Source organism: Escherichia sp. KTE31, assembly GCF_000407925.1.
In the GTDB taxonomy this organism is placed as follows: Bacteria; Pseudomonadota; Gammaproteobacteria; order Enterobacterales; family Enterobacteriaceae; genus Escherichia; species Escherichia ruysiae.
The window spans coordinates 377,603-398,880 of record NZ_KE136725.1; the positions used below are offsets into that span (position 1 = coordinate 377,603).

20 protein-coding genes are annotated in these 21,278 nt (G+C 51.7%); 7 read left to right on the plus strand and 13 right to left on the minus strand.

All coding sequences use genetic code 11. The annotated features are described in order from the left end of the window. Positions 1 to 67: 67 nt before the first annotated feature. The 3 genes from WES_RS06125 to aegA form a co-directional block, all read right to left on the minus strand. Positions 68 to 1,111 carry a DUF1176 domain-containing protein gene (locus WES_RS06125; RefSeq protein ID WP_024195146.1) on the minus strand — a complete coding sequence of 348 codons (1,044 nt, stop codon included), beginning with the start codon at positions 1,109 to 1,111 and terminating at the stop codon, positions 68 to 70. A 125-nt stretch (positions 1,112 to 1,236) separates the two neighbouring features. Next, positions 1,237 to 1,812 carry a GDP-mannose pyrophosphatase NudK gene (gene nudK, locus WES_RS06120; RefSeq protein WP_010350316.1) on the minus strand — a complete coding sequence of 192 codons (576 nt, stop codon included), beginning with the start codon at positions 1,810 to 1,812 and terminating at the stop codon, positions 1,237 to 1,239. 67 nt (positions 1,813 to 1,879) lie between these two features. Continuing rightward, the gene (gene aegA / locus WES_RS06115; RefSeq protein ID WP_016235249.1) at positions 1,880 to 3,859 is read right to left on the minus strand and encodes a formate-dependent uric acid utilization protein AegA; all 1,980 of its coding nucleotides are present in this window, start codon (positions 3,857 to 3,859) and stop codon (positions 1,880 to 1,882) included. Positions 3,860 to 4,064: 205 nt separating this feature from the next. On the opposite strand from aegA, the gene narQ reads away from it, so the two are divergent. Together narQ and acrD are read left to right on the plus strand one after the other, a co-directional pair. Next, positions 4,065 to 5,765 (plus strand): nitrate/nitrite two-component system sensor histidine kinase NarQ, encoded by a 1,701-nt coding sequence (gene narQ / locus WES_RS06110; protein ID WP_010357107.1) that lies wholly within the window; start codon positions 4,065 to 4,067, stop codon positions 5,763 to 5,765. A gap of 163 nt (positions 5,766 to 5,928) precedes the next feature. Continuing rightward, the gene (gene acrD / locus WES_RS06105; RefSeq protein ID WP_016158763.1) at positions 5,929 to 9,042 is read left to right on the plus strand and encodes a multidrug efflux RND transporter permease AcrD; all 3,114 of its coding nucleotides are present in this window, start codon (positions 5,929 to 5,931) and stop codon (positions 9,040 to 9,042) included. A 98-nt stretch (positions 9,043 to 9,140) separates the two neighbouring features. Here the strand turns inward: acrD and ypfM are convergent, their stop codons facing one another. Further along, positions 9,141 to 9,200, minus strand: a complete 60-nt coding sequence (gene ypfM, locus WES_RS23750; RefSeq protein ID WP_001386977.1) for a protein YpfM — start codon at positions 9,198 to 9,200, stop codon at positions 9,141 to 9,143. 378 nt (positions 9,201 to 9,578) lie between these two features. Here ypfM and WES_RS06100 point away from each other — a divergent pair, with 378 nt between their 5' ends. From WES_RS06100 to WES_RS06090, 3 genes are read left to right on the plus strand one after another with little or no spacing between them, the layout of a single operon-like run. Further along, a complete protein-coding gene (locus WES_RS06100; protein WP_000258261.1) occupies positions 9,579 to 9,929 on the plus strand; it encodes an ArsC family reductase in 351 nt (116 codons plus the stop codon). Between the two features lie 10 nt (positions 9,930 to 9,939). After that, positions 9,940 to 11,067 carry a succinyl-diaminopimelate desuccinylase gene (gene dapE / locus WES_RS06095; protein WP_001277781.1) on the plus strand — a complete coding sequence of 376 codons (1,128 nt, stop codon included), beginning with the start codon at positions 9,940 to 9,942 and terminating at the stop codon, positions 11,065 to 11,067. A gap of 27 nt (positions 11,068 to 11,094) precedes the next feature. Next, positions 11,095 to 11,295: a YpfN family protein gene (locus tag WES_RS06090; RefSeq protein WP_000383836.1), complete on the plus strand. Its 201-nt coding sequence runs from the start codon at positions 11,095 to 11,097 to the stop codon at positions 11,293 to 11,295. 128 nt (positions 11,296 to 11,423) lie between these two features. Here the strand turns inward: WES_RS06090 and ypfH are convergent, their stop codons facing one another. The 8 genes from ypfH to dapA form a co-directional block, all read right to left on the minus strand. Next, the gene (ypfH, locus tag WES_RS06085; RefSeq protein WP_016158764.1) at positions 11,424 to 12,122 is read right to left on the minus strand and encodes an esterase; all 699 of its coding nucleotides are present in this window, start codon (positions 12,120 to 12,122) and stop codon (positions 11,424 to 11,426) included. A 73-nt stretch (positions 12,123 to 12,195) separates the two neighbouring features. Continuing rightward, a complete protein-coding gene (gene tmcA / locus WES_RS06080) occupies positions 12,196 to 14,211 on the minus strand; it encodes a tRNA cytosine(34) acetyltransferase TmcA (RefSeq protein WP_016158765.1) in 2,016 nt (671 codons plus the stop codon). Between the two features lie 14 nt (positions 14,212 to 14,225). Then, positions 14,226 to 15,089: a KPN_02809 family neutral zinc metallopeptidase gene (locus WES_RS06075; RefSeq protein ID WP_001267512.1), complete on the minus strand. Its 864-nt coding sequence runs from the start codon at positions 15,087 to 15,089 to the stop codon at positions 14,226 to 14,228. A gap of 146 nt (positions 15,090 to 15,235) precedes the next feature. Continuing rightward, positions 15,236 to 15,634, minus strand: coding sequence for a type II toxin-antitoxin system tRNA(fMet)-specific endonuclease VapC (locus tag WES_RS06070; protein ID WP_016158766.1), 399 nt, complete (start codon positions 15,632 to 15,634; stop codon positions 15,236 to 15,238). Continuing rightward, entirely contained in the window at positions 15,634 to 15,861 is a 228-nt protein-coding gene (vapB, locus tag WES_RS06065) for a toxin-antitoxin system antitoxin VapB (protein ID WP_000450525.1), read from the minus strand. The genes WES_RS06070 and vapB overlap by 1 nt, the downstream gene beginning before the upstream one ends. 153 nt (positions 15,862 to 16,014) lie before the next feature. After that, a complete protein-coding gene (purC, locus tag WES_RS06060; RefSeq protein WP_001295467.1) occupies positions 16,015 to 16,728 on the minus strand; it encodes a phosphoribosylaminoimidazolesuccinocarboxamide synthase in 714 nt (237 codons plus the stop codon). A 212-nt stretch (positions 16,729 to 16,940) separates the two neighbouring features. Beyond that, entirely contained in the window at positions 16,941 to 17,975 is a 1,035-nt protein-coding gene (gene bamC / locus WES_RS06055) for an outer membrane protein assembly factor BamC (protein WP_010349872.1), read from the minus strand. Between the two features lie 16 nt (positions 17,976 to 17,991). Then, the gene (gene dapA, locus WES_RS06050; RefSeq protein WP_010344577.1) at positions 17,992 to 18,870 is read right to left on the minus strand and encodes a 4-hydroxy-tetrahydrodipicolinate synthase; all 879 of its coding nucleotides are present in this window, start codon (positions 18,868 to 18,870) and stop codon (positions 17,992 to 17,994) included. Positions 18,871 to 19,016: 146 nt separating this feature from the next. Here dapA and WES_RS06045 point away from each other — a divergent pair, with 146 nt between their 5' ends. Together WES_RS06045 and bcp are read left to right on the plus strand one after the other, a co-directional pair. Continuing rightward, positions 19,017 to 19,589, plus strand: coding sequence for a glycine cleavage system transcriptional repressor (locus tag WES_RS06045; RefSeq protein WP_000176182.1), 573 nt, complete (start codon positions 19,017 to 19,019; stop codon positions 19,587 to 19,589). Then, positions 19,589 to 20,059 carry a thioredoxin-dependent thiol peroxidase gene (gene bcp, locus WES_RS06040; protein WP_001068679.1) on the plus strand — a complete coding sequence of 157 codons (471 nt, stop codon included), beginning with the start codon at positions 19,589 to 19,591 and terminating at the stop codon, positions 20,057 to 20,059. Before WES_RS06045 ends, bcp begins: the two co-directional genes overlap by 1 nt. Positions 20,060 to 20,134: 75 nt before the next feature. On the opposite strand, the gene WES_RS06035 is transcribed toward bcp, so the two are convergent. Continuing rightward, complete coding sequence (locus WES_RS06035) at positions 20,135 to 21,196, minus strand: AI-2E family transporter (protein WP_000892035.1); 1,062 nt, start codon at positions 21,194 to 21,196, stop codon at positions 20,135 to 20,137. Positions 21,197 to 21,278 lie beyond the last annotated feature (82 nt).

The following is a 21,278-nucleotide window of genomic DNA, read 5'->3' on the forward strand; positions in this document are numbered from 1 at the left end:
TAGGCCTACAAACCGCGCCGGACCGTAGGGCGGATAAGGCGTTTACGCCGCATCCGCCAGATGGCATTCAACGCGTGATCCAAAGCGTAGGCCAGGCGTCTGGCCCATGCCAGTTATCGCAGGTGGGTTCTGCGGCGTAACGCACCAGACGAAAACGCTGGCCGTCAAAACGCCAACGCGTCTGAATACCACAATCACTTAATCCACGGCCTTTCGCTAACGTCACCAGTTCACGCGATTTTTCATCAAATGTCGCGTTCATCAGCTCCAGTTCATTCGTCTCCTGACCGTTGTTGAACGGCAAACGTAACCGTACCGGACGCGAGGCCAGCGGCTTTTTACGCGACACTATCCACGCCAGATCAATGGTGTTATAGGCGCCCGCCTCACAGCTAATCATCATCAATGCTTTATCATCGGTCAGCGCAGTGACATTCACCTCACGACGCAATGGATCAAGCGAACAACGCAGACCATTCATCCGCCAGTTTCCATAATCCAGCAAATCGTTACGTTCTTCGAGTGAGAGTGGCGTCGGCGTTGGGTTTACCACAGCGACCTCTTTCAGCGCAGGCGCAGGCGGTACGCTGAGTGGCGGCTCGTCTCCTTTCTTGATCCACGCAGTTTCACTACCCACGCGCTTTTGCTGGGCATCAATAAACAACAACGCCGCTTTTAATCCATTAAGAGAAATGGTCTGATCGCCGTCGCGTAAGGTAATTGCCTTCCCTTCCTGAATCATCTGCAAAAACGCGGTGATGGTCTCTGTATCATCGGTCACTAATAACCACGGCGAAATCCGCCACTTGTCCCCGCTTAACGCCAGCGGCTCACCATCTAACAGCAGTCGTGGCGCTATCGCCTCTTCCGACGCATCCGGCGACTTCAACCCGCCGCGCTCAATACGCAAAACGGCATCGGTATGCGCCCCAGCACTGCGACTGAGAGTCATCACCAGTCCATTATGATTGCCTGTGTTGCGCGCTACGCAGAAATTTTGGTTGTTACAGGTGACCTGCCAGTCAGAAAACGTCCGTTGCGCTGGTGCTGCCCACGCTAAAGACGTCGGCAACAAAGCGAAAAAAAAGAGAAGGAAAATGCGATAGCGCATGGACGGTACGACCCCAGAAGTTCAAACAAACAGCACAAGTCGTATCTTCGTTGCGCAGGTAGCGCGGCTCAATCGGATTTATCGGATTGAGCCAATAATAAACAACGAAATATTATTGTTATTTTTCAGTCCATTAAATGTGACGATTGCAAATAGTTAAGCAATAACACCGTCTTACCGTCACGTATCTCGCCGGTTTTGATCATCTCCAACGCCTGGCTGAACGGCAGCTCGAGCACTTCAATATCTTCATCTTCGACGCCGCCCCCCGCGTTAGCACGCTGACTGTCACTGTATTCGGCGATAAAAAAGTGGATTAGCTCGGTCACACCACCAGGCGACATGTACAGTTCAAATAATTTGCGTACTTCGCCAACCTCATAGCCCGTCTCTTCAATCGCTTCTTTGCGAATGCACACTTCGGGTTCGTCGTTGTCCAGCAACCCGGCACAAGTTTCAATCAATTGCCCGCTTTCATTGCCATTAACCCAGGTAGCGACGCGGAACTGACGAATCAGAACTACAGTCTTTTTCTTCGCGTTGTACAGGAGGATCGTCGCGCCATTGCCGCGATCGTAAACTTCACGTTTATGGCGGATAACTTCGCCATCTTTGCGGGTGAGATCGTAGGTAATGTTGTGCAGGGTGAAATAGTTATCGGAGAGAATTTTGTCTTTGATGAGGGTGATTTGTTGCGTCATACCGACTCCACAGCGCGAAATGAACAAGTATCTTACGCTGTGAAGTCGGGTTTGTCTGCGGATGGAATTAGTGAGATTTGACTGATTTTATCCCCAGCCAGTCAATAATTCCCTGCGCCGCATGGCGCCCTTCCGCCATTGCAGTCACCACCAGATCCGCACCGCGCACGGCATCGCCACCAGCGAAGATTTTCGGGTTCGTCGTCTGGTAACGGTACTGACTTTCAACATCAGCCACGATGCGCCCCCATTTATCCACCGTTACACCGTGTGACTGAAGCCACGGCATATCATGCGGATTAAAACCAAACGCCATAATCACCGCGTCGGCTGGCATGACAAATTCACTGCCTTCCACCGGCACCGGACGCCGACGCCCTTGTGCATCCGGCTCGCCAAGACGCGTACGCAGGAAACGAATCCCGCAGACGTGACCTTGCTCATTCAGCTCAAGCGCCACTGGCTGGACGTTAAATTCGAAGTTAGCCCCCTCTTCGCGGGCGTTCTTCACCTCTTTTTTCGAACCGGGCATGTTAGCTTCGTCACGACGATAGGCACAGGTGACGTTACTTGCGCCGTGGCGCAGTGCGGTGCGCACACAGTCCATCGCGGTGTCGCCGCCGCCCAGTACCACGACATTTAGCCCGGCGGTATTGATAAACGGCTCTTCCGGTAGCTCTTCAAGCCCCATCACCTGTTTGGTGTTGGCAATAAGGAACGGCAGCGCGTCATAAACGCCCGGCGCATCTTCATTGGGTAAGCCCGCTTTCATGGAACGGTAAGTGCCGACGCCAACGAAGACTGCGTCGTACTGTTCGAGCAGCGAATCCAAAGAGACATCTTTACCCACTTCACAATTGAGTTTGAAGTGGATCCCCATTGCGCTGAAGATTTCCCGACGGCGCGCCATCAGCGATTTATCCAGTTTGAAAGAAGGAATGCCAAAGGTGAGCAAGCCACCGATTTCTGGATGGCGATCGTATACCGTCACCTCCACGCCGTTGCGTGTCAGGACGTCCGCACAGGCCAGCCCTGCCGGACCCGCACCGATAATCGCCACTCGCTTGTCCACTTTGGTGACATGGCTTAAGTCAGGACGCCAGCCTTTCGCCAGCGCCTGATCTGAAATGTAGCGTTCAATATTGCCGATAGTCACCGCACCGTGTTCGTCGCGAATAGTGCAGGCACCTTCACACAAACGGTCTTGCGGACAGACGCGTCCGGTAATTTCCGGCAGGGTGTTGGTCTGGTGAGAAAGCTCGACGGCTGCGTCGATATTTCCGCCTTTCACCAGTTCTATCCACTGCGGAATATGGTTATGCAGCGGACAGGTCCATTCACAAACGCTGTGCTCGCCGCACTTCAGGCAGCGCGAGGCTTCCCGCTGTGCCTGGTCGGCGCGAAACGGCAGATAAATTTCATCAAAGCCGGTTTTGCGCGCTTCAATTGCCAGTTTATCCGGCTCGCCGCGCGCGGGCGTTGCCTGCATTTGCTCGACTTTACTCATTACCGGCATTTCTTGTGCCGCTGTACTGGTATGCCACGGTTGATGTTCCTGACGTGCAGTACGCAAGCGGCGGGATTTCGCTATGCCGGAGAGTGCGGCGTCGGTGACCAGTTGCAGCGCATCCGCAGGGCAGTTTTCGACACAGGCGGGGCCGTTTTCTCGCCCTGCACACAGGTCGCATTTATGTGCCGTGGCTTTCACTTTACCCGCTGTGACGGGTGTCAGGACAATCTGCATGGTGCCAAACGGACAGGCCACCACGCAGGATTTACAGCCAATACACTTTTGCTGATTGACCTGAATGCTGTCATCAACATGGCTGATAGCGCCATTGGGGCAGCTACGGGCACAGGGCGCATCTTCGCAATGGTGACAGGTCACTGCACTACGTTGCTGCTGATGTTTGATAACCGTAATTCGGGGATGAAAATGGTGTTGGCTCAGGACATGTTGCTCATCATTGTGAGCCATGACACAGGCGATTTCACAAGCATGACAACCCAGACATTGCTGACTGTTGGCCATAATAAAACGATTCATAACGACCTTCTTTTTTGGTTGTAAAAACCTTATTCTTTATATGAGTGTTGTTATTACCCGACTTGCAGGGGAATCGGCAATGTCCATGTGCCCAGAACAAGTAACTATTTCGCTATAAACTGTGGCAGATCAAATAATCCCATCACTGACTAAATTGCGTTTCAACAATCTGGAACATTAATGATTTTATGTGGAGAAGACGCGTGTGATTGTTAAACGACCCGTCTCGGCCAGTCTGGCCAGGGCCTTTTTTTACATTGTGCTGCTGTCGATTCTTTCCACGGGTATCGCTCTGCTAACTCTGGCGAGCAGTTTGCGCGACGCTGAGGCGATCAATATTGCCGGATCGCTGCGTATGCAGAGTTACCGCCTGGGCTACGACTTGCAAAGTGGCAGTCCACAACTCAATGCGCATCGTCAGCTGTTCCAGCAGGCACTGCATTCACCGGTATTAACCAATCTCAACGTCTGGTATGTGCCAGAGGCAGTAAAAACCCGCTATGCGCATCTGAATGCCAACTGGCTGGAGATGAATAATCGGCTCAGCAAGGGTGATTTGCCGTGGTATCAGGCCAATATCGATAATTATGTCAATCAGATAGACCTGTTCGTGCTGGCTTTACAGCACTACGCTGAGCGCAAAATGTTGCTGGTGGTGGCGATTTCGCTGGCTGGCGGCATCGGTATTTTCACACTGGTCTTTTTTACTCTGCGCCGCATACGCCATCAGGTCGTTGCCCCACTGAATCAGCTGGTTACCGCCAGTCAGCGTATTGAACACGGGCAGTTCGGCTCACCGCCGCTGGATACCAGCCTGCCCAATGAGCTGGGACTGCTGGCCAAAACCTTTAACCAGATGTCGAGCGAACTGCATAAATTGTACCGTTCGCTGGAAGCGTCAGTAGAAGAAAAAACCCGCGATCTCCACGAGGCCAAGCGCCGTCTGGAGGTGTTGTATCAGTGTTCGCAGGCGCTGAACACCAGCCAGATTGATGTGCATTGTTTCCGCCATATTTTGCAGATCGTTCGCGACAATGAAGCGGCTGAATATCTGGAATTGAATGTCGGTGAAAACTGGCGGATTAGTGAAGGAAAGCCAAAACCTGAGCTGCCGATGCAGATTTTACCGGTGACGATGCAAGAGACAGTTTACGGCGAGCTGCACTGGCAAAACAGCAACGTGTCGGCCTCCGAACCGCTGCTTAACAGCGTTTCGTCGATGCTGGGGCGCGGTTTGTACTTTAATCAGGCGCAGAAGCATTTTCAGCAGTTGCTGCTGATGGAAGAACGCGCGACCATCGCCCGCGAATTGCACGACTCACTGGCTCAGGTGCTTTCTTATTTGCGTATCCAGTTAACATTACTGAAGCGTTCGATACCGGAAGATAACGCCACCGCACAAAGTATCATGGCCGATTTTTCTCAGGCATTGAATGATGCGTATCGACAGTTACGCGAGCTGTTGACCACTTTCCGCCTGACGCTGCAGCAGGCGGATCTTCCCTCCGCGCTGCGGGAAATGCTGGATACGTTACAAAATCAAACCAGCGCCAAACTGACCCTCGACTGCCGCTTGCCAACCCTGGCGCTGGATGCGCAAATGCAGGTGCATTTGTTGCAAATTATTCGTGAAGCGGTGCTGAATGCGATGAAGCACGCCAATGCCAGCGAAATCGCCGTTAGCTGCGTCACTGCGCCGGACGGCAATCACACGGTCTATATTCGTGATAACGGGATTGGCATCGGTGAACCGAAAGAACCTGAAGGCCATTATGGCTTGAATATTATGCGCGAGCGCGCGGAACGACTGGGCGGAACGCTGACTTTTTCACAACCTTCCGGTGGCGGCACATTAGTGAGTATTAGCTTTCGCTCTGCGGCGGGTGAGGAAAGTCAACTGATGTAATACCTCTTGTTGACCAAAGAATACGGGCACTTAAGGTTCAGTATAAAAGGGAATGATAATTTACATTATCTCCTTTTTTTCTCCACGATTGGCTCGTACCTTGCCGCTACAGTGAAGCAAGTCAAGCCTACAACGATACGCAGAAACACGAGGTCCTCTTTTAATGGCGAATTTCTTTATTGATCGCCCCATTTTTGCCTGGGTACTGGCAATCCTGTTATGTCTGACAGGGACCCTGGCTATTTTTTCATTGCCCGTTGAACAATACCCGGATCTCGCGCCGCCGAACGTGCGAGTGACCGCTAACTATCCCGGCGCATCGGCCCAGACGCTGGAAAACACCGTGACTCAGGTTATTGAGCAGAATATGACTGGCCTCGATAACCTGATGTATATGTCGTCACAAAGCAGCGGCACCGGTCAGGCATCTGTCACCTTAAGTTTTAAAGCCGGAACCGACCCAGACGAGGCGGTGCAGCAGGTACAAAACCAGCTGCAATCAGCCATGCGTAAACTCCCACAGGCAGTACAAAACCAGGGCGTGACAGTACGTAAAACTGGCGATACTAACATCCTGACCATAGCCTTCGTCTCTACCGATGGTTCGATGGATAAGCAGGATATTGCCGACTACGTTGCCAGTAATATTCAGGACCCGTTAAGTCGCGTTAACGGCGTTGGTGATATCGACGCCTACGGTTCACAGTATTCGATGCGTATCTGGCTTGATCCGGCAAAAATGAACAGCTTCCAGATGACGGCTAAAGATGTAACCGACGCCATTGAATCACAGAACGCGCAGATTGCGGTCGGACAGCTTGGCGGTACACCTTCTGTCGATAAACAAGCATTGAACGCTACCATTAACGCCCAGTCGCTGTTGCAAACGCCTGAACAGTTCCGCGATATCACCTTGCGGGTAAATCAGGATGGTTCGGAAGTGAAACTGGGCGATGTTGCCACCGTCGAAATGGGGGCGGAGAAATACGATTATCTTAGCCGCTTTAATGGTAAGCCTGCCTCCGGTCTGGGGGTAAAACTGGCTTCCGGCGCGAACGAAATGGCCACAGCGAAGCTGGTACTGAACCGGCTCGACGAACTGGCGCAATACTTCCCTCCCGGGCTGGAATATAAGGTGGCGTATGAAACCACCTCGTTTGTTAAAGCCTCCATTGAAGACGTGGTGAAAACCCTGTTAGAAGCTATCGCGCTGGTTTTCCTCGTCATGTATCTGTTCCTGCAAAACTTCCGCGCTACGCTGATTCCAACTATTGCCGTGCCGGTGGTGTTAATGGGCACTTTCTCCGTGCTTTACGCCTTCGGTTACAGCGTCAACACCTTAACCATGTTTGCGATGGTGCTGGCGATCGGTCTGCTGGTGGATGACGCCATCGTGGTGGTGGAAAACGTCGAACGTATTATGAGTGAGGAAGGACTCACTCCTCGCGAAGCTACACGTAAATCGATGGGGCAGATCCAGGGGGCACTGGTCGGGATTGCGATGGTGCTGTCGGCGGTATTTGTGCCAATGGCCTTCTTTGGCGGCACCACCGGAGCTATCTATCGCCAGTTCTCTATTACCATTGTTGCGGCGATGGTGCTGTCGGTGCTGGTGGCTATGATCCTCACTCCGGCGCTGTGTGCCACGCTACTTAAACCACTGAAAAAAGGTGAGCATCACGGGCAGAAAGGCTTTTTTGCCTGGTTTAACCAGATGTTCAACCGTAACGCCGAACGCTACGAGAAAGGGGTGGCGAAAATTCTCCACCGCAGCCTGCGCTGGATTGTGATTTATGTCCTGCTGCTTGGCGGTATGGTGTTTCTGTTCCTGCGTTTGCCGACGTCCTTCCTGCCACTGGAAGACCGTGGCATGTTCACCACCTCGGTGCAGCTACCCAGCGGTTCGACCCAGCAACAGACGCTGAAAGTGGTGGAACAGATTGAGAAGTATTACTTCACTCATGAGAAAGACAACATCACGTCGGTATTTGCCACGGTCGGTTCAGGCCCTGGCGGCAACGGGCAAAACGTGGCGCGTATGTTTATCCGCCTGAAAGACTGGAGTGAGCGCGACAGTAAAACCGGCACTTCGTTTGCCATTATCGAACGTGCAACGAAAGAATTTAATAAGATTAAAGAAGCCCGCGTTATCGCCAGCAGCCCGCCAGCAATCAGCGGTCTTGGCAGTTCTGCGGGTTTTGATATGGAGTTGCAGGATCACGCCGGAGCGGGTCACGATGCGCTGATGGCTGCACGTAACCAGTTGCTGGCGCTGGCGGCGGAAAATCCGGAATTAACCCGCGTGCGCCATAACGGTCTTGATGACAGTCCGCAGTTACAGATTGATATCGACCAGCGTAAAGCTCAGGCGCTGGGCGTTGCTATTGACGACATTAACGACACGCTGCAAACCGCGTGGGGTTCGAGCTATGTAAATGACTTTATGGATCGCGGTCGCGTGAAGAAAGTCTATGTGCAGGCCGCCGCGCCGTATCGGATGCTGCCGGATGATATCAACCTGTGGTATGTGCGTAACAAAGACGGTGGGATGGTGCCCTTCTCTGCCTTCGCGACCTCCCGCTGGGAGACAGGTTCGCCCCGTCTGGAACGTTATAACGGCTATTCCGCAGTGGAAATTGTCGGGGAGGCCGCACCGGGCGTCAGTACCGGTACGGCGATGGATATTATGGAATCGTTAGTGAAGCAGTTGCCAAACGGCTTTGGCCTGGAGTGGACGGCGATGTCGTATCAGGAACGGCTTTCTGGCGCGCAGGCTCCGGCGCTGTACGCCATTTCATTACTGGTGGTATTCCTGTGTCTGGCGGCGCTGTATGAAAGCTGGTCGGTGCCGTTCTCCGTAATGCTGGTCGTGCCGCTGGGGGTCATCGGCGCGCTGCTGGCAACCTGGATGCGCGGGCTGGAAAACGACGTTTACTTCCAGGTGGGTCTATTAACGGTCATTGGTTTATCGGCGAAAAACGCCATCCTCATTGTCGAGTTCGCTAACGAGATGAACCAAAAAGGTCACGACCTGTTTGAAGCGACGCTTTATGCCTGCCGCCAGCGTTTACGCCCGATACTGATGACCTCGCTGGCGTTTATCTTCGGCGTACTGCCGATGGCAATCAGCAGCGGTGCTGGCTCCGGTGGTCAACATGCGGTGGGTACTGGCGTAATGGGGGGAATGATCTCCGCCACCATTCTGGCGATTTACTTCGTGCCTCTGTTCTTTGTGCTGGTACGCCGTCGTTTCCCTCTGAAGCCACGCCCGGAATAAGCAATAAAAAAGGCGACATGCCAACGTGTCGCCTTTTTCAACTTTCTGATAAAGAACCTGTTCATCAGGTTCTTTCATTTTACCTTCTGTCCTGGCAATTACTTGCGAAGCATAACTTCGATAAAGTCTTTCCAGTTCCCCAGTTCACGTTCAATCATAACAACCTCTCTTATAATTATGGGTATTCTACGGAAACAATATACCGTGGTGAAGCTAATTTATTCGATTGCAGTGATTACTACCTCCGGGGCAAAACCTATGTAAATACTATGGCCCTGAGACAGGGATTTTTATGTGATGCAAAGCAACATTTCAACAGATTCATACGGATTCTAATACTTGCTTAATTCTGTTTGAAATACATACAGATACCTAGGGGAATATTCTTAATAATTGCATTCAAAATGCTCACAATTATTTAATAATTGTTAAGTGAAACACCTTAATAATGTTATATTCCCTGATATTCATTTGCCGGGAAAATGTATTGACCGTTAAATGAGTATTTATTCTTATAAATCGAAAAAGGATTCATTATGGTTACACTTTACGGCATTAAAAATTGTGACACCATTAAAAAGGCTCGCCGTTGGCTGGAAACCAATAACATCGACTATCGTTTTCATGATTATCGCGTTGATGGGCTGGACAGCGAATTATTGAACGGTTTTATCAACGAATTAGGTTGGGAAGCGTTACTCAACACCCGTGGTACTACCTGGCGTAAACTGGATGATACCACGCGCAATAAAATCACCGATGCGGCTTCTGCGGCGGCATTAATGACTGAAATGCCTGCAATTATCAAACGCCCATTGCTCTGCGCGCCAGGGAAGCCTATGCTGCTGGGTTTCAGTGAATCCAGTTATCAGCAATTTTTCCTATGAGGTGTAGTCTATGTCGTGTCCGGTTATTGAGCTGACACAGCAGCTTATTCGCCGCCCATCCTTAAGTCCTGATGACGCAGGATGTCAGGCAATCATTACCGAACGTTTACAGGCGATCGGTTTTACCATCGAACGCATGGACTTTGCGGATACGCAGAATTTTTGGGCGTGGCGTGGACAGGGAGAAACGTTAGCCTTTGCCGGACATACCGACGTTGTACCGCCTGGCGATGCCGACCGTTGGATCAATCCACCATTTGAACCGACCATTCGCGACGGTATGTTATTCGGGCGCGGCGCGGCAGATATGAAAGGGTCGCTGGCGGCGATGGTGGTAGCAGCAGAACGCTTTGTCGCGCAACATCCCAACCATAAAGGTCGACTGGCGTTTCTGATCACCTCAGACGAAGAAGCCAGCGCCCACAACGGCACGGTCAAAGTCGTCGAAACTTTAATGGCGCGCCGTGAACGGCTGGATTACTGCCTGGTTGGCGAACCGTCGAGTATCGAAGTGGTCGGTGATGTAGTGAAAAATGGCCGTCGCGGATCGTTGACCTGTAACCTTACTATTCATGGCGTGCAGGGTCATGTGGCCTACCCACACCTTGCAGATAACCCTGTGCATCGCGCAGCCCCTTTCCTCAATGAGTTAGTGGCTATCGAGTGGGATCAGGGCAATGAATTTTTCCCGGCAACCAGTATGCAAATAGCCAATATTCAGGCAGGTACTGGCAGTAATAATGTCATTCCGGGTGAGCTGTTTGTACAGTTTAACTTCCGCTTTAGCACCGAACTTACTGATGAGATGATCAAAGCACAGGTGCTTGCCCTGCTGGAAAAACATCAACTGCGTTATACGGTCGATTGGTGGCTTTCCGGGCAGCCATTTTTGACTGCACGCGGTAAACTGGTGGATGCGGTCGTCAACGCGGTTGAGCACTATAATGAAATTAAACCGCAGCTACTGACCACTGGCGGAACGTCCGATGGGCGCTTTATTGCCCGCATGGGGGCGCAGGTGGTGGAACTTGGGCCGGTCAATGCCACTATTCATAAAATTAATGAATGTGTGAACGCTGCCGACCTGCAGCTACTTGCCCGTATGTATCAACGAATCATGGAACAGCTCGTCGCCTGATGAGTGGTTCTGCAAGAGGAAATAAGCATGGACTGGCTGGCTAAATATTGGTGGATTCTGGTGATTGTCTTTTTGGTAGGCGTCCTGCTGAATGTGATCAAAGATCTCAAGCGCGTCGACCATAAGAAATTTCTCGCCAACAAGCCGGAGCTTCCCCCACATCGTGATTTCAACGATAAATGGGACGATGACGACGACTGGCCGAAGAAGGATCAACCGAAGAAGTAAGCTGGAGGGGCCGGATAATGTCTGGCGCTCAACCGTAGGCCTGATAAGACGCGTCAGCGTCGCATCAGGCATCATAGCCGGATGCGGCGTGAACGCCTTATCCGGCCTACGCATCCGGCACCTGTCTTTTACATCATTTCAATCACATCATCATCGCCGGGCTTACCGCCGCTTAACGCTTCGTCGAAGTAATGTTTCGGAATGGTATAACGCAAGTGATCCAGGGCAAATTGCATACTGCGATTATCGATCGCATGACCTAAATCCTCCACGATATCCAGCGTCACATCTCCACCGGCGTTAATTAACGCTTCCTGTGCCGCGACCGCATGAGCCAGATCGATAACCGGATCTTCACCACCGTGGATCAGGTGAATTGTTGTAGCAGTAGAAGCTGTTTCCGGCAGGCTGGCATAGCGTCCGTTAAAGGCGATGACGCGTGAGGTAAGACCCGGTTCGGCTTTAATGCTCTCCAGCGCCATAATCGCGCCTTGTGAGAAACCGATCAGCGCCGTAGCGTTAGCCCCTACTCCGCTCTGTTTCTGCCAGTAGCGTACCGTCTCAATAAACGTCGGCATGATGGCATCCACCCGCGCCTGGCGATTCTCTTCCGTTACGCCCTGCACCGAAAACCATTGACGCCCCGCCGGATTACCGCTCGGCTCAGCACCACCGACACTTACCACCAGCGCATCTGGAAACAACGGTGCAAACCAGCTACCGATTTCCCCCATTGCCACCGGATTATCCCCGACACCGTGGAAAAGCAGTAACAACTGTTGGGCAGGTTTATCCGGGCTTTGAACAACAAAATGGTCATGTTTCATGGCGAACTCCTTAACTGATGTCATTAATTTTACGCCGCTGACTCACAATGACCATGGGATAAAATTGAAGGAGTCAGTGAAAAAATTGCCATTGTGTTATGCGATTGCGCAGGCGTTCAGTGCGGACATCATCAAGTGCGAATAGCGCCTGCGCGGCTTCTTCGCGTTGGCGAACCAGCAATGCCTTACGGCCTGAAAGTTTAAGTGTGGTACATAACTGCGCGTCGCTGATGTTTTTCTGCAACCGTCCTCGCAGCGCCGGTAATGCCAGTTCACTGGTTTGCAGCAGGCGTGTTAAACAACCTAACGACGTTAAAAGGGGACGATGAGCGAAAGCAAAACCGGTCAGTTCAAGCCAGTCATCATCAGAAAGCATGATGTCGTTTAACGGATCAACCGGGATGCTTTCACCATTCCACTGCATGAGAATTTGCACGTCGCGGCGTAAACGATAATGCTCACGTTGTGCCAGTTGTTTACCCGCTTCGCTCATTGGTAACAGCGCCATCGCCGTATAACAGCCGCTGCTGGCTTCGCGATGATTGCCCATCCGTACCAGCACAAAACCGCAGCGTTGCCAGAAACGCCATAATTCCTCGGTGTAGCCAAAACTCACTGAAAGATAGTCGAAGCTATGCATGTATTGCACTGCGTCAGCAATAAGTTGCTGCCCTGTGCCTTCCCGCTGACGCGCCGGATGGACTGCAATGCGGCTGACACGCCGCCCGCGTAACGTCGCCGCCAGTGGATTGCTGCCGTGTGCCGCCAGCGACTGAGCTACCAGGTTGCCACGCGGGCGACGAAAACCTGCCCAGACCGCCTGACTCAGTTCTTCAGATAATCCCCCTTCATCCACCAGCCACAGCGCCCCGGCAATCTCGTTTTCGCCTGCTGCCTGTAAAAAATGTTGCCCCGGCGCGTCCATCATCCGTCGTAAATCCAGCGGTGAAGTCCGGTAGTGCGCACCAGATAATAACTGGTAAACCTTTAACGGCGTTTCTGGCTCGCTTCGCCATAAAGTCTGTTCAAATGCAGAAATGACGATGTTGCCTTGGGGTACGCGCGTGAAGGTTTCATCGTCAAAAACCAGTGCCTCGCTAACCACTTTTTCCAGCGGGCATCCCTGTGCCCAACGGATCGGCTGTTGCAATTCAAAATGCTGCAAATGCGGGAAGCGGGCGCAAAATTTCAGCAAAAAACCCCGTCCGGTGCCTTCATAGCCCTGCACCGTAGTGGTTAACAAAGTACGCGGAAAGCGTGATACCAGTTGATGTAATAGTGGGGCGGGTATTGCAGCAGCTTCATCGATAACCAGCCAGTCGGCTTTTTCTTCACTGAACAGCAATGCATCCGGCGCAACAAAACGAAACTTATCTCCGGCAAACTGGGCCAGCACATCCGTTGCGGCTCTCGCAGGCGCAGTGACTATCGCACTGCCCGCAATACGGGAAATGAGTTGCCCTGCCAGCGCCGACTTACCGCGTCCGCGCGCAGCAGTTACCGCTGCCACGCCCGGTGGCATAGTCAGAAGCTGCTGTAGTATCTGTTGTTGTTTCGGTTGCGGTGCGCCGGTAGCGGATTGCCAGTCAGAACGGGGAACAAAATCCGCCAACATTAGTGGCTGGTCTTGTCGCCAGAGAATAGCGTCGTCATCTGCCGCAAGTACGCGTTTGAGATGCTGGACAAAATGCGGTGTAGCGATGGGACTGGCGCAATCACTCCAGCGCAGCGAATCAGCATCGGGATGGTTTTCCCATTCTTCCCATACAGGAAGTAACAAAACCAGCCAACTGCCCGCTTTCAGCGTTCCACCAAGCGCCGCAAAGGCTGCGGCATCAAAGCCCTGGCGGGCATCGAATACCGAATGCTGGAACTCGCGCCCAAGTAAAGTTTGTAGCGCCGCTGGCGTACAGTGGTTTTCAGAAGTTGGCTGCGGCGATACCCACAGCCAGTCGCCAGGTAATGCGTCACGCAATTTGAGCGCATGTTCACAACACCAGCACGCATCCCCGCTCAACACCAACAGGCGGCGAATCCCTTCGCGTTTCATTTGCGCTGTTAATGTGTGTAGCGCGGTCAGTTCAGCCATCCCTGCCCCGAAAGTTAAATGCTTTTACCGAAAGTATTGCATTGTGCCGGATCGCCGCTGTCGAAACCACGTTTAAACCAGCTATAGCGTTGTTGAGATGTACCATGAGTAAAGCTGTCCGGCACTACCCGCCCCTGACTTTGCTGCTGTAAGCGGTCATCGCCGATGGCTTGCGCCGCATTCAGCGCCTCTTCCAGATCGCCAGTTTCCAGAACGCCTTGTTGCTGCATACTGTGCCCCCAGACACCGGCAAAGCAATCAGCCTGGAGTTCCATACGCACAGACAAGCGGTTCACTTCCGCCTGCGTCGCGTTTTGTTGCAATTGACGAACTTTCGGCTCAATGCCTAACAGTTTCTGCACATGATGACCGACTTCATGGGCGATAACGTATCCCTGAGCGAAATCACCATCCGCACCCAGTTTGTCTTTCATGTCATCATAGAAAGAGAGATCGATATAGACCGTACCATCCGCCGGGCAATAGAACGGCCCCATAATGGACTGTCCGGCGCCGCAACCGGTGCGCGTCATTCCGCGATACATCACCAGCTTCGGTTGCTGATAAGTCTTACCCATTTTCTCGAATTGCTGCCCCCAGGTGTCTTCCGTGGTTGCCAGAATTACCGAGGTGAATTTTGCCGCTTCGTCTTCATTTGGGCTAATTGAGCGCGTTGATTGCTGTTGGGAAATCGGCTGTCCGGTCATCAACCCAGTTAAATCAACACCATAGTAGCCAGCGACCAGCACCACTACCAGTAAAATCAGCCCACCTTTACCGCTTGGCAGACGGAAACCGGGACCGCCCATTGACGGACCACCAGAGCTGTTTCGCCTGTCTTCAACATTGTCACTTTCACGACGCCCTTGCCAGCGCATAGATACCTCAACAATATATTCATTATAGTGATGATCGTAGGTGCTTCAGAGGAAGATTACCACAGAAAAACGGGAGGAAATGATGGAGGAATTAAGGCTTCATTCCTCGTTATATAATTTACGAATGTTAGAAGTAAAAGATAACGTTAGCTCCAGTCTTCTAGTCTGATTCCCGCTACTCGCTCAAACTCTCGGGTATTGTTGGTAACCACAATCAAACCGCGACTGCGAGCATGTCCCGCTATCATCTGGTCAAAAGGTCCAACGGGCCTTCCCTGCCGGGCAAGCTCGGCTCTGATTTGCCCAGTATGCGTCGCAGCAGCACTATCATAATCAAGCACTTCCAAACGAGATACGAAACCTTCAATCACCGCTAAATTGCGTTCTGGCATCTGACTTTTTTCTGCCCCATAGATAAGCTCCATCAATGTTACAGAACTTATACACATCCGGCCAGAATTCAGGTTAAAGCGATCCCTGACATGTACTGGTTTATTCTTAATAGTGAAAATACAGATATTGGTATCCAGCATGAATTTCAGCATCAGAATGATTCCCTTTCCTGCATTGCGGGTTGATCACGGATATCCATAAAATCCGCACTCACATTTTCACCATCAAACCAACTGTCCCAGGACTCACCAACGGGAGTAATGATTCTTGTACGACCAATCGCAATAATTTCTACTTTCTTAACGTCTTCTGGCAGAGCGACCGCTTTAGGTAATCTGACAGCCTGACTGCGATTACTTAAAAATACAGTAGTTTCCATAGCCCCCCCTTCTTTGGGATATACGTTATGTATATACATATTGGCTTGGTATTACTTTTCTGTCAAAGGGAGATAATGCGAAGTATTGTAGCGGGAGTAACGAAGACATTTAGCCGGAGCATCCTCCGGCTGAAAAATAAGCAATCAGAAAAATCAGTCCAGCTGTACACCCAGGCGGCGGGCGACGGCTTCATAGGCTTCAATCAGGCCACCGAGGCTCTGGCGGAAACGGTCTTTGTCCATTTTCTCCAGCGTTTCTTTGTCCCACAGGCGGCTACCGTCCGGGGAGAACTCATCGCCCAGCACGACTTCGCCTTTGTACAGACCAAACTCCAGCTTGAAGTCGACCAGAATCAGACCGGCATCATCGAACAGTTTTTTCAGCACGTCGTTCGCTTTGTAAGTCAGCTCTTTCATACGCGCCAGATTCTCTTTGCTTACCCAGCCAAAAGTTTCGCAATAAGATTCGTTAACCATCGGGTCATGCATGGCGTCGTTTTTCAGGAACAGATCGAACAGCGGCGGGTTCAGCTCAATACCTTCTTCAATTCCAAGACGTTTCACCAGAGAGCCAGCAGCACGGTTACGTACGACACACTCAACCGGCACCATATCCAGCTTTTTCACCAGACATTCGGTATCGGAGAGCAGACGCTCCATTTGAGTCGGGATACCCGCTTCAGCCAGTTTGCTCATAATGAAGTAGTTGAACTTGTTGTTCACCATACCTTTGCGATCAAACTGCTCAATGCGCGCGCCATCACCTGCTGACGTATCATTGCGGAATTCGAGCACCAACAGATCCGGGTTCTCCGTGCTGTATACGGTTTTCGCTTTACCACGATACAACTCAGCTTGCTTTTGCATCTTTATCACTCCTGGGTGTGAATTAACGTTTTAAAATCTTTTGCTGTCTGGTGTGCCGGATGTTTTGCCGAATGCGGCGCGAACGCCTTATCCGACCTGTGTCCGACAAACAAATTTCGTGCGAATTAACGCTAAAATCGCGTTTTTCTGCCGACGCACACGTTTGCGTATCATATCAGAAAAAAGGGCCGGATTACTCCAGCCCTGTATTTTTACTTGCTAAACGCTGCCTGGAAGACAGATACCAGTGCGTCGTTTTGGCTTTGAGTCAGCGTATGACCTTTCGGATCGATGAACTGCAAGCTGCTGCGGTTATCTAAATCACCGACCTGCAGTTTATAGTCACCGGATGCAAGACCTGGATCGCTCGCGCCCAGTTCCTGCCAGTCGTTGTCAGACAACGGCTTATAGGTCACGGCCATACTGCCCTGCGAACGGGTGCTGTCGGTCACTTTCATGCCCACTTTTTCCAGCGCCGCTGGCAGACGTTGCCAAACCACGTTGAACGGCCCGCGAACGACCAGCATTGGTAAGCCTGTGTCATCAGCAGCACTTTGTACGTCCATGGTGGTGGAAGCACGGTTTTGCGCCGCATTAGCCGCGTCGGTCACGGATTTATCCAGACCGGCAGAAATGACGTTCATCATCTCCGTGCTGTAACGCTGCATGGAAGCCGCGTCTGCAACCGGTTTGCCCGCCTGCTCCAGGTTCAGCAGTTTCACCGTTACCGCCTGCTGATAACCCTGCGGTTTAACAGAGATTTGATAACGACCGCGATACTGCTCGTCTTCGTCCAGACGGTTCCATTGCACCCAATCGGTAGTCAGCGTCTGACCAGCATCATCGCGTTGGGTAATGGTGTAGTTTTTCGCCTGCAGCACGCTAACAACCTGAGGCCACAAAGTATTGCCACGACCATTTTCTACCAGCAGCGAGGCGGTGTCGCCCGTAAACTGGGTACGTGCGCCGGAAATCAGCGCCAACGGCTGGGCTGGTGGACGAATGTCCAGCGCCTTACCGACAGCACCGCTACCGTTGGTCACCGGTATTGCATAATCACCGGAGGTCACCGGCAAAATCATTCCTGCCGGGGCATGAAGCTCCGCAAGCGGTGCCGCTTCCAGATAGGCTTCATCACCACTCACCTGACGCTTATAGCGTGAGTCAGAACTACAGGCTGCGAGTAACAGAACAAGCGATACACCCGCAACCTTTGCCAGGCGCGACTTTTGAACAGAGTAAGCCATCAAATCTCCCTAAACTTTACAGCAAACCGGCATACTTAAGCGCCGCTCTGACCGTCTCACGACCACTGTCGGTGATTGGAGTCATTGGCAGGCGCAGCGTATCGGTCGCCACAAGACCCAGTTCCTTACATGCCCATTTCACCGGGATTGGATTGGGTTCGACAAATAGTTTGTTGTGTAATGGCATCAGACGCTGGTTAATAACGCGTGCCTCGGCAAAATGCCCTTCTGCCGCCAGTTTGCACATCTGAGCCATATCACGCGCTGCGACGTTAGCCGTAACGGAAATAACGCCATGACCACCTAACTGCATGAAGTCCAGCGTGCTCGCATCATCGCCGCTCAGCAGAACAAAATCGTCTGAAACCAGCTCTTTGATCTGGTTAACACGCGTTAAGTTCCCTGTTGCCTCTTTGATTCCGATAATATTTTTTACTTTCGCCAGACGGCCCACCGTTTCTGGTAGCAGATCGCAGCCAGTACGGGACGGCACATTATACAGGATTTGCGGCAGGTCAGTATGTTCAGCGATGGCTTTGAAATGCTGATACAGACCTTCCTGCGACGGGCGGTTGTAATAAGGGGTCACCGTCAGGCAGCCAGCAATGCCACTGTCATTGAAACGCTGTGTCAGGCTAATGGCTTCCGCAGTAGCGTTAGCGCCAGTTCCGGCAATTACCGGAATACGCCCATCAGCCAGCTCCAGGGTCATCATCACCACATCAACATGTTCGTCATGATTCAGGGTAGCGGACTCACCAGTGGTGCCAACAGAAACAATCGCCGAAGTACCGCTGGCGACATGATAATCAATCAGTTTTTTTAAGCTAGCCCGACAGACATTACCTTTTTCATCCATCGGAGTAACAATCGCGACAATACTTCCCGTGAACATGGGCCATCCTCTGTGCAAACAAGTGTCTCAATGGTACGTTTGGTATGGCATTAAAAGCAAGCAGACAGAACCGTTCTGATTGTTGTATGCATGTTTTTTTTATGCTTTCCTTAAGAGCTACTCTCCCCCTTGAAGGAATAACCGGTTTGACACTGTCATCGCAACATTATCTGGTGATCACTGCGCTGGGTGCCGATCGCCCAGGAATTGTGAACACTATCACCCGTCATGTCAGTAGTTGCGGCTGTAATATTGAAGACAGTCGCCTGGCGATGCTGGGAGAAGAGTTCACCTTTATCATGCTGCTTTCCGGTTCATGGAACGCAATCACCTTGATCGAATCAACGTTACCGTTGAAAGGTGCCGAACTGGATCTTTTAATCGTGATGAAGCGCACGACGGCTCGTCCGCGTCCGCCGATGCCCGCATCTGTCTGGGTTCAGATCGATGTGGCAGATTCACCGCATTTAATTGAACGCTTTACCGCACTTTTTGACGCGCACCATATGAACATTGCGGAGCTAGTGTCTCGCACGCAACCTGCTGAAAATGAACGAGCTGCGCAACTACATATTCAGATAACCGCCCACAGCCCGGCGTCTGCGGACTCAGCAAATATTGAACAAGCCTTCAAAGCACTATGTACAGAACTCAATGCGCAAGGCAGTATTAGCGTCGTCAATTATTCCCAACATGATGAACAGGATGGAGTTAAGTAATGAATCCACTGAAAGCCGGTGACATCGCACCGAAATTTAGCTTGCCGGATCAAGACGGAGAACAAGTTAATTTGACCGACTTCCAGGGACAGCGTGTTCTGGTTTATTTCTACCCGAAAGCCATGACCCCCGGCTGTACCGTACAAGCTTGTGGCTTACGCGATAACATGGATGAGTTGAAAAAAGCCGGTGTTGATGTACTGGGTATTAGCACCGATAAACCCGAAAAACTCTTCCGTTTTGCGGAAAAAGAGCTGCTCAACTTTACGCTTCTGTCTGATGAGAACCACCAGGTGTGCGAACAATTCGGCGTCTGGGGAGAGAAGTCCTTCATGGGCAAAACTTACGATGGTATTCACCGCATCAGCTTCTTGATCGATGCTGACGGCAAAATCGAACATGTATTTGACGATTTCAAAACCAGCAATCACCACGACGTAGTGATTAACTGGCTGAAAGAACACGCCTGATTACTTTGCTCCATTCCGTGCTGGCTGCGCTTGCGGCCAGCACACCTCACATCCGGCGATGTAGCGGAATGAAGGTTAATCTTGCGCGATTTGGCCATCGGGCCAGGCATGGATTACCGCTTTAATTAGCGTAGCCAGAGGAATGGCAAAGAACACGCCCCAGAATCCCCACAACCCACCGAAGATCACCACCGATAAAATAATCACCAGCGGATGCAGGTTAACCGCTTCGGAGAACAACACCGGTACTAACAGGTTGCCATCCAGCGCCTGGATAATCAGATATACCGCGAAACAGCTCCAGAATTCAGTGCCAGCACCAAACTGGAATAGTGCCACGCCGACCACCGGAATAGTCACCACAAATGCGCCAATGTACGGAATAAGCACTGAGAAGCCGACCAGCACCGCCAGCAGCAGCGAATAGTTCAGTCCGAAAAGCAAGAACCCCAGCCAGGTGGCGATCCCCACCACAATCATCTCCAGCACCTTGCCACGGATGTAGTTGGTGATTTGCTGGTTCATCTCCTTCCAGACCTGACCTGCCAGCCCACGGTTACGCGGAAGCACCCGACGGACAGCATTCAACATTTGCTCTTTATCTTTCAGAAGGAAAAAGACCATCAGCGGCACCAGCACCAGATAGACGGCAATGGTCAGCAGGCCCACCAGCGAGGCGAGAGAGATTTTCACCACCGAATCGCCCATGGTGAGCATCCGACTGCGCATATTGTCGGCCATCGCATCAATAATGCCCGCATCCATTAACGCCGGATAACGGCGCGGCAACGTGGCGGCAAAATCAGACAGTTTATTGAGCATCCCCGGCATATCGCGGATTAAATAGATGCCCTGCTGCCAGGCGATAGGCAGTACCACGAACGCCATCAGCAGCAGAATGCCAACAAACAGAACCAGCACAATCGACGTCGCCCAACGACGGGAACAGCCAATAGATTGCAGGCGCACGGTTGGCCATTCCAGCAAATAGGCCAACACAATAGCCACCAGCAACGGCGCGAGCAGGCCACTAAAGAAAAAGATAATGCCAAATCCGGCAACTAAAATAACCAGCAAGGCAATCGCTTCCGGGTCGCTAAAACGGCGGCGATACCATTGCATCAACATTTCGAGCATAAAGACCTTCCCTGAACCTCAAGAGCGGGATTGCGATCCGCAATTGTATCGAAATGTCACAAAAAAGACTTCGCTTTTTATG

What these genes read in the sequence shown, in the direction of transcription:
- WES_RS06090 (WP_000383836.1), top strand. Translation starts at nt 11,095, where the DNA reads ATGGACTGGCTGGCTAAATATTGGTGGATTCTGGTGATTGTCTTTTTG.
- WES_RS06035 (WP_000892035.1), bottom strand. Translation starts at nt 21,196, where the DNA reads ATGCTCGAAATGTTGATGCAATGGTATCGCCGCCGTTTTAGCGACCCG.
- vapB (WP_000450525.1), bottom strand. Translation starts at nt 15,861, where the DNA reads ATGGAAACTACTGTATTTTTAAGTAATCGCAGTCAGGCTGTCAGATTA.
- nudK (WP_010350316.1), bottom strand. Translation starts at nt 1,812, where the DNA reads ATGACGCAACAAATCACCCTCATCAAAGACAAAATTCTCTCCGATAAC.
- bcp (WP_001068679.1), top strand. Translation starts at nt 19,589, where the DNA reads ATGAATCCACTGAAAGCCGGTGACATCGCACCGAAATTTAGCTTGCCG.
- purC (WP_001295467.1), bottom strand. Translation starts at nt 16,728, where the DNA reads ATGCAAAAGCAAGCTGAGTTGTATCGTGGTAAAGCGAAAACCGTATAC.
- tmcA (WP_016158765.1), bottom strand. Translation starts at nt 14,211, where the DNA reads ATGGCTGAACTGACCGCGCTACACACATTAACAGCGCAAATGAAACGC.
- ypfH (WP_016158764.1), bottom strand. Translation starts at nt 12,122, where the DNA reads ATGAAACATGACCATTTTGTTGTTCAAAGCCCGGATAAACCTGCCCAA.
- WES_RS06075 (WP_001267512.1), bottom strand. Translation starts at nt 15,089, where the DNA reads ATGCGCTGGCAAGGGCGTCGTGAAAGTGACAATGTTGAAGACAGGCGA.
- acrD (WP_016158763.1), top strand. Translation starts at nt 5,929, where the DNA reads ATGGCGAATTTCTTTATTGATCGCCCCATTTTTGCCTGGGTACTGGCA.
- aegA (WP_016235249.1), bottom strand. Translation starts at nt 3,859, where the DNA reads ATGAATCGTTTTATTATGGCCAACAGTCAGCAATGTCTGGGTTGTCAT.
- dapE (WP_001277781.1), top strand. Translation starts at nt 9,940, where the DNA reads ATGTCGTGTCCGGTTATTGAGCTGACACAGCAGCTTATTCGCCGCCCA.
- WES_RS06070 (WP_016158766.1), bottom strand. Translation starts at nt 15,634, where the DNA reads ATGCTGAAATTCATGCTGGATACCAATATCTGTATTTTCACTATTAAG.
- WES_RS06100 (WP_000258261.1), top strand. Translation starts at nt 9,579, where the DNA reads ATGGTTACACTTTACGGCATTAAAAATTGTGACACCATTAAAAAGGCT.
- bamC (WP_010349872.1), bottom strand. Translation starts at nt 17,975, where the DNA reads ATGGCTTACTCTGTTCAAAAGTCGCGCCTGGCAAAGGTTGCGGGTGTA.
- dapA (WP_010344577.1), bottom strand. Translation starts at nt 18,870, where the DNA reads ATGTTCACGGGAAGTATTGTCGCGATTGTTACTCCGATGGATGAAAAA.
- WES_RS06125 (WP_024195146.1), bottom strand. Translation starts at nt 1,111, where the DNA reads ATGCGCTATCGCATTTTCCTTCTCTTTTTTTTCGCTTTGTTGCCGACG.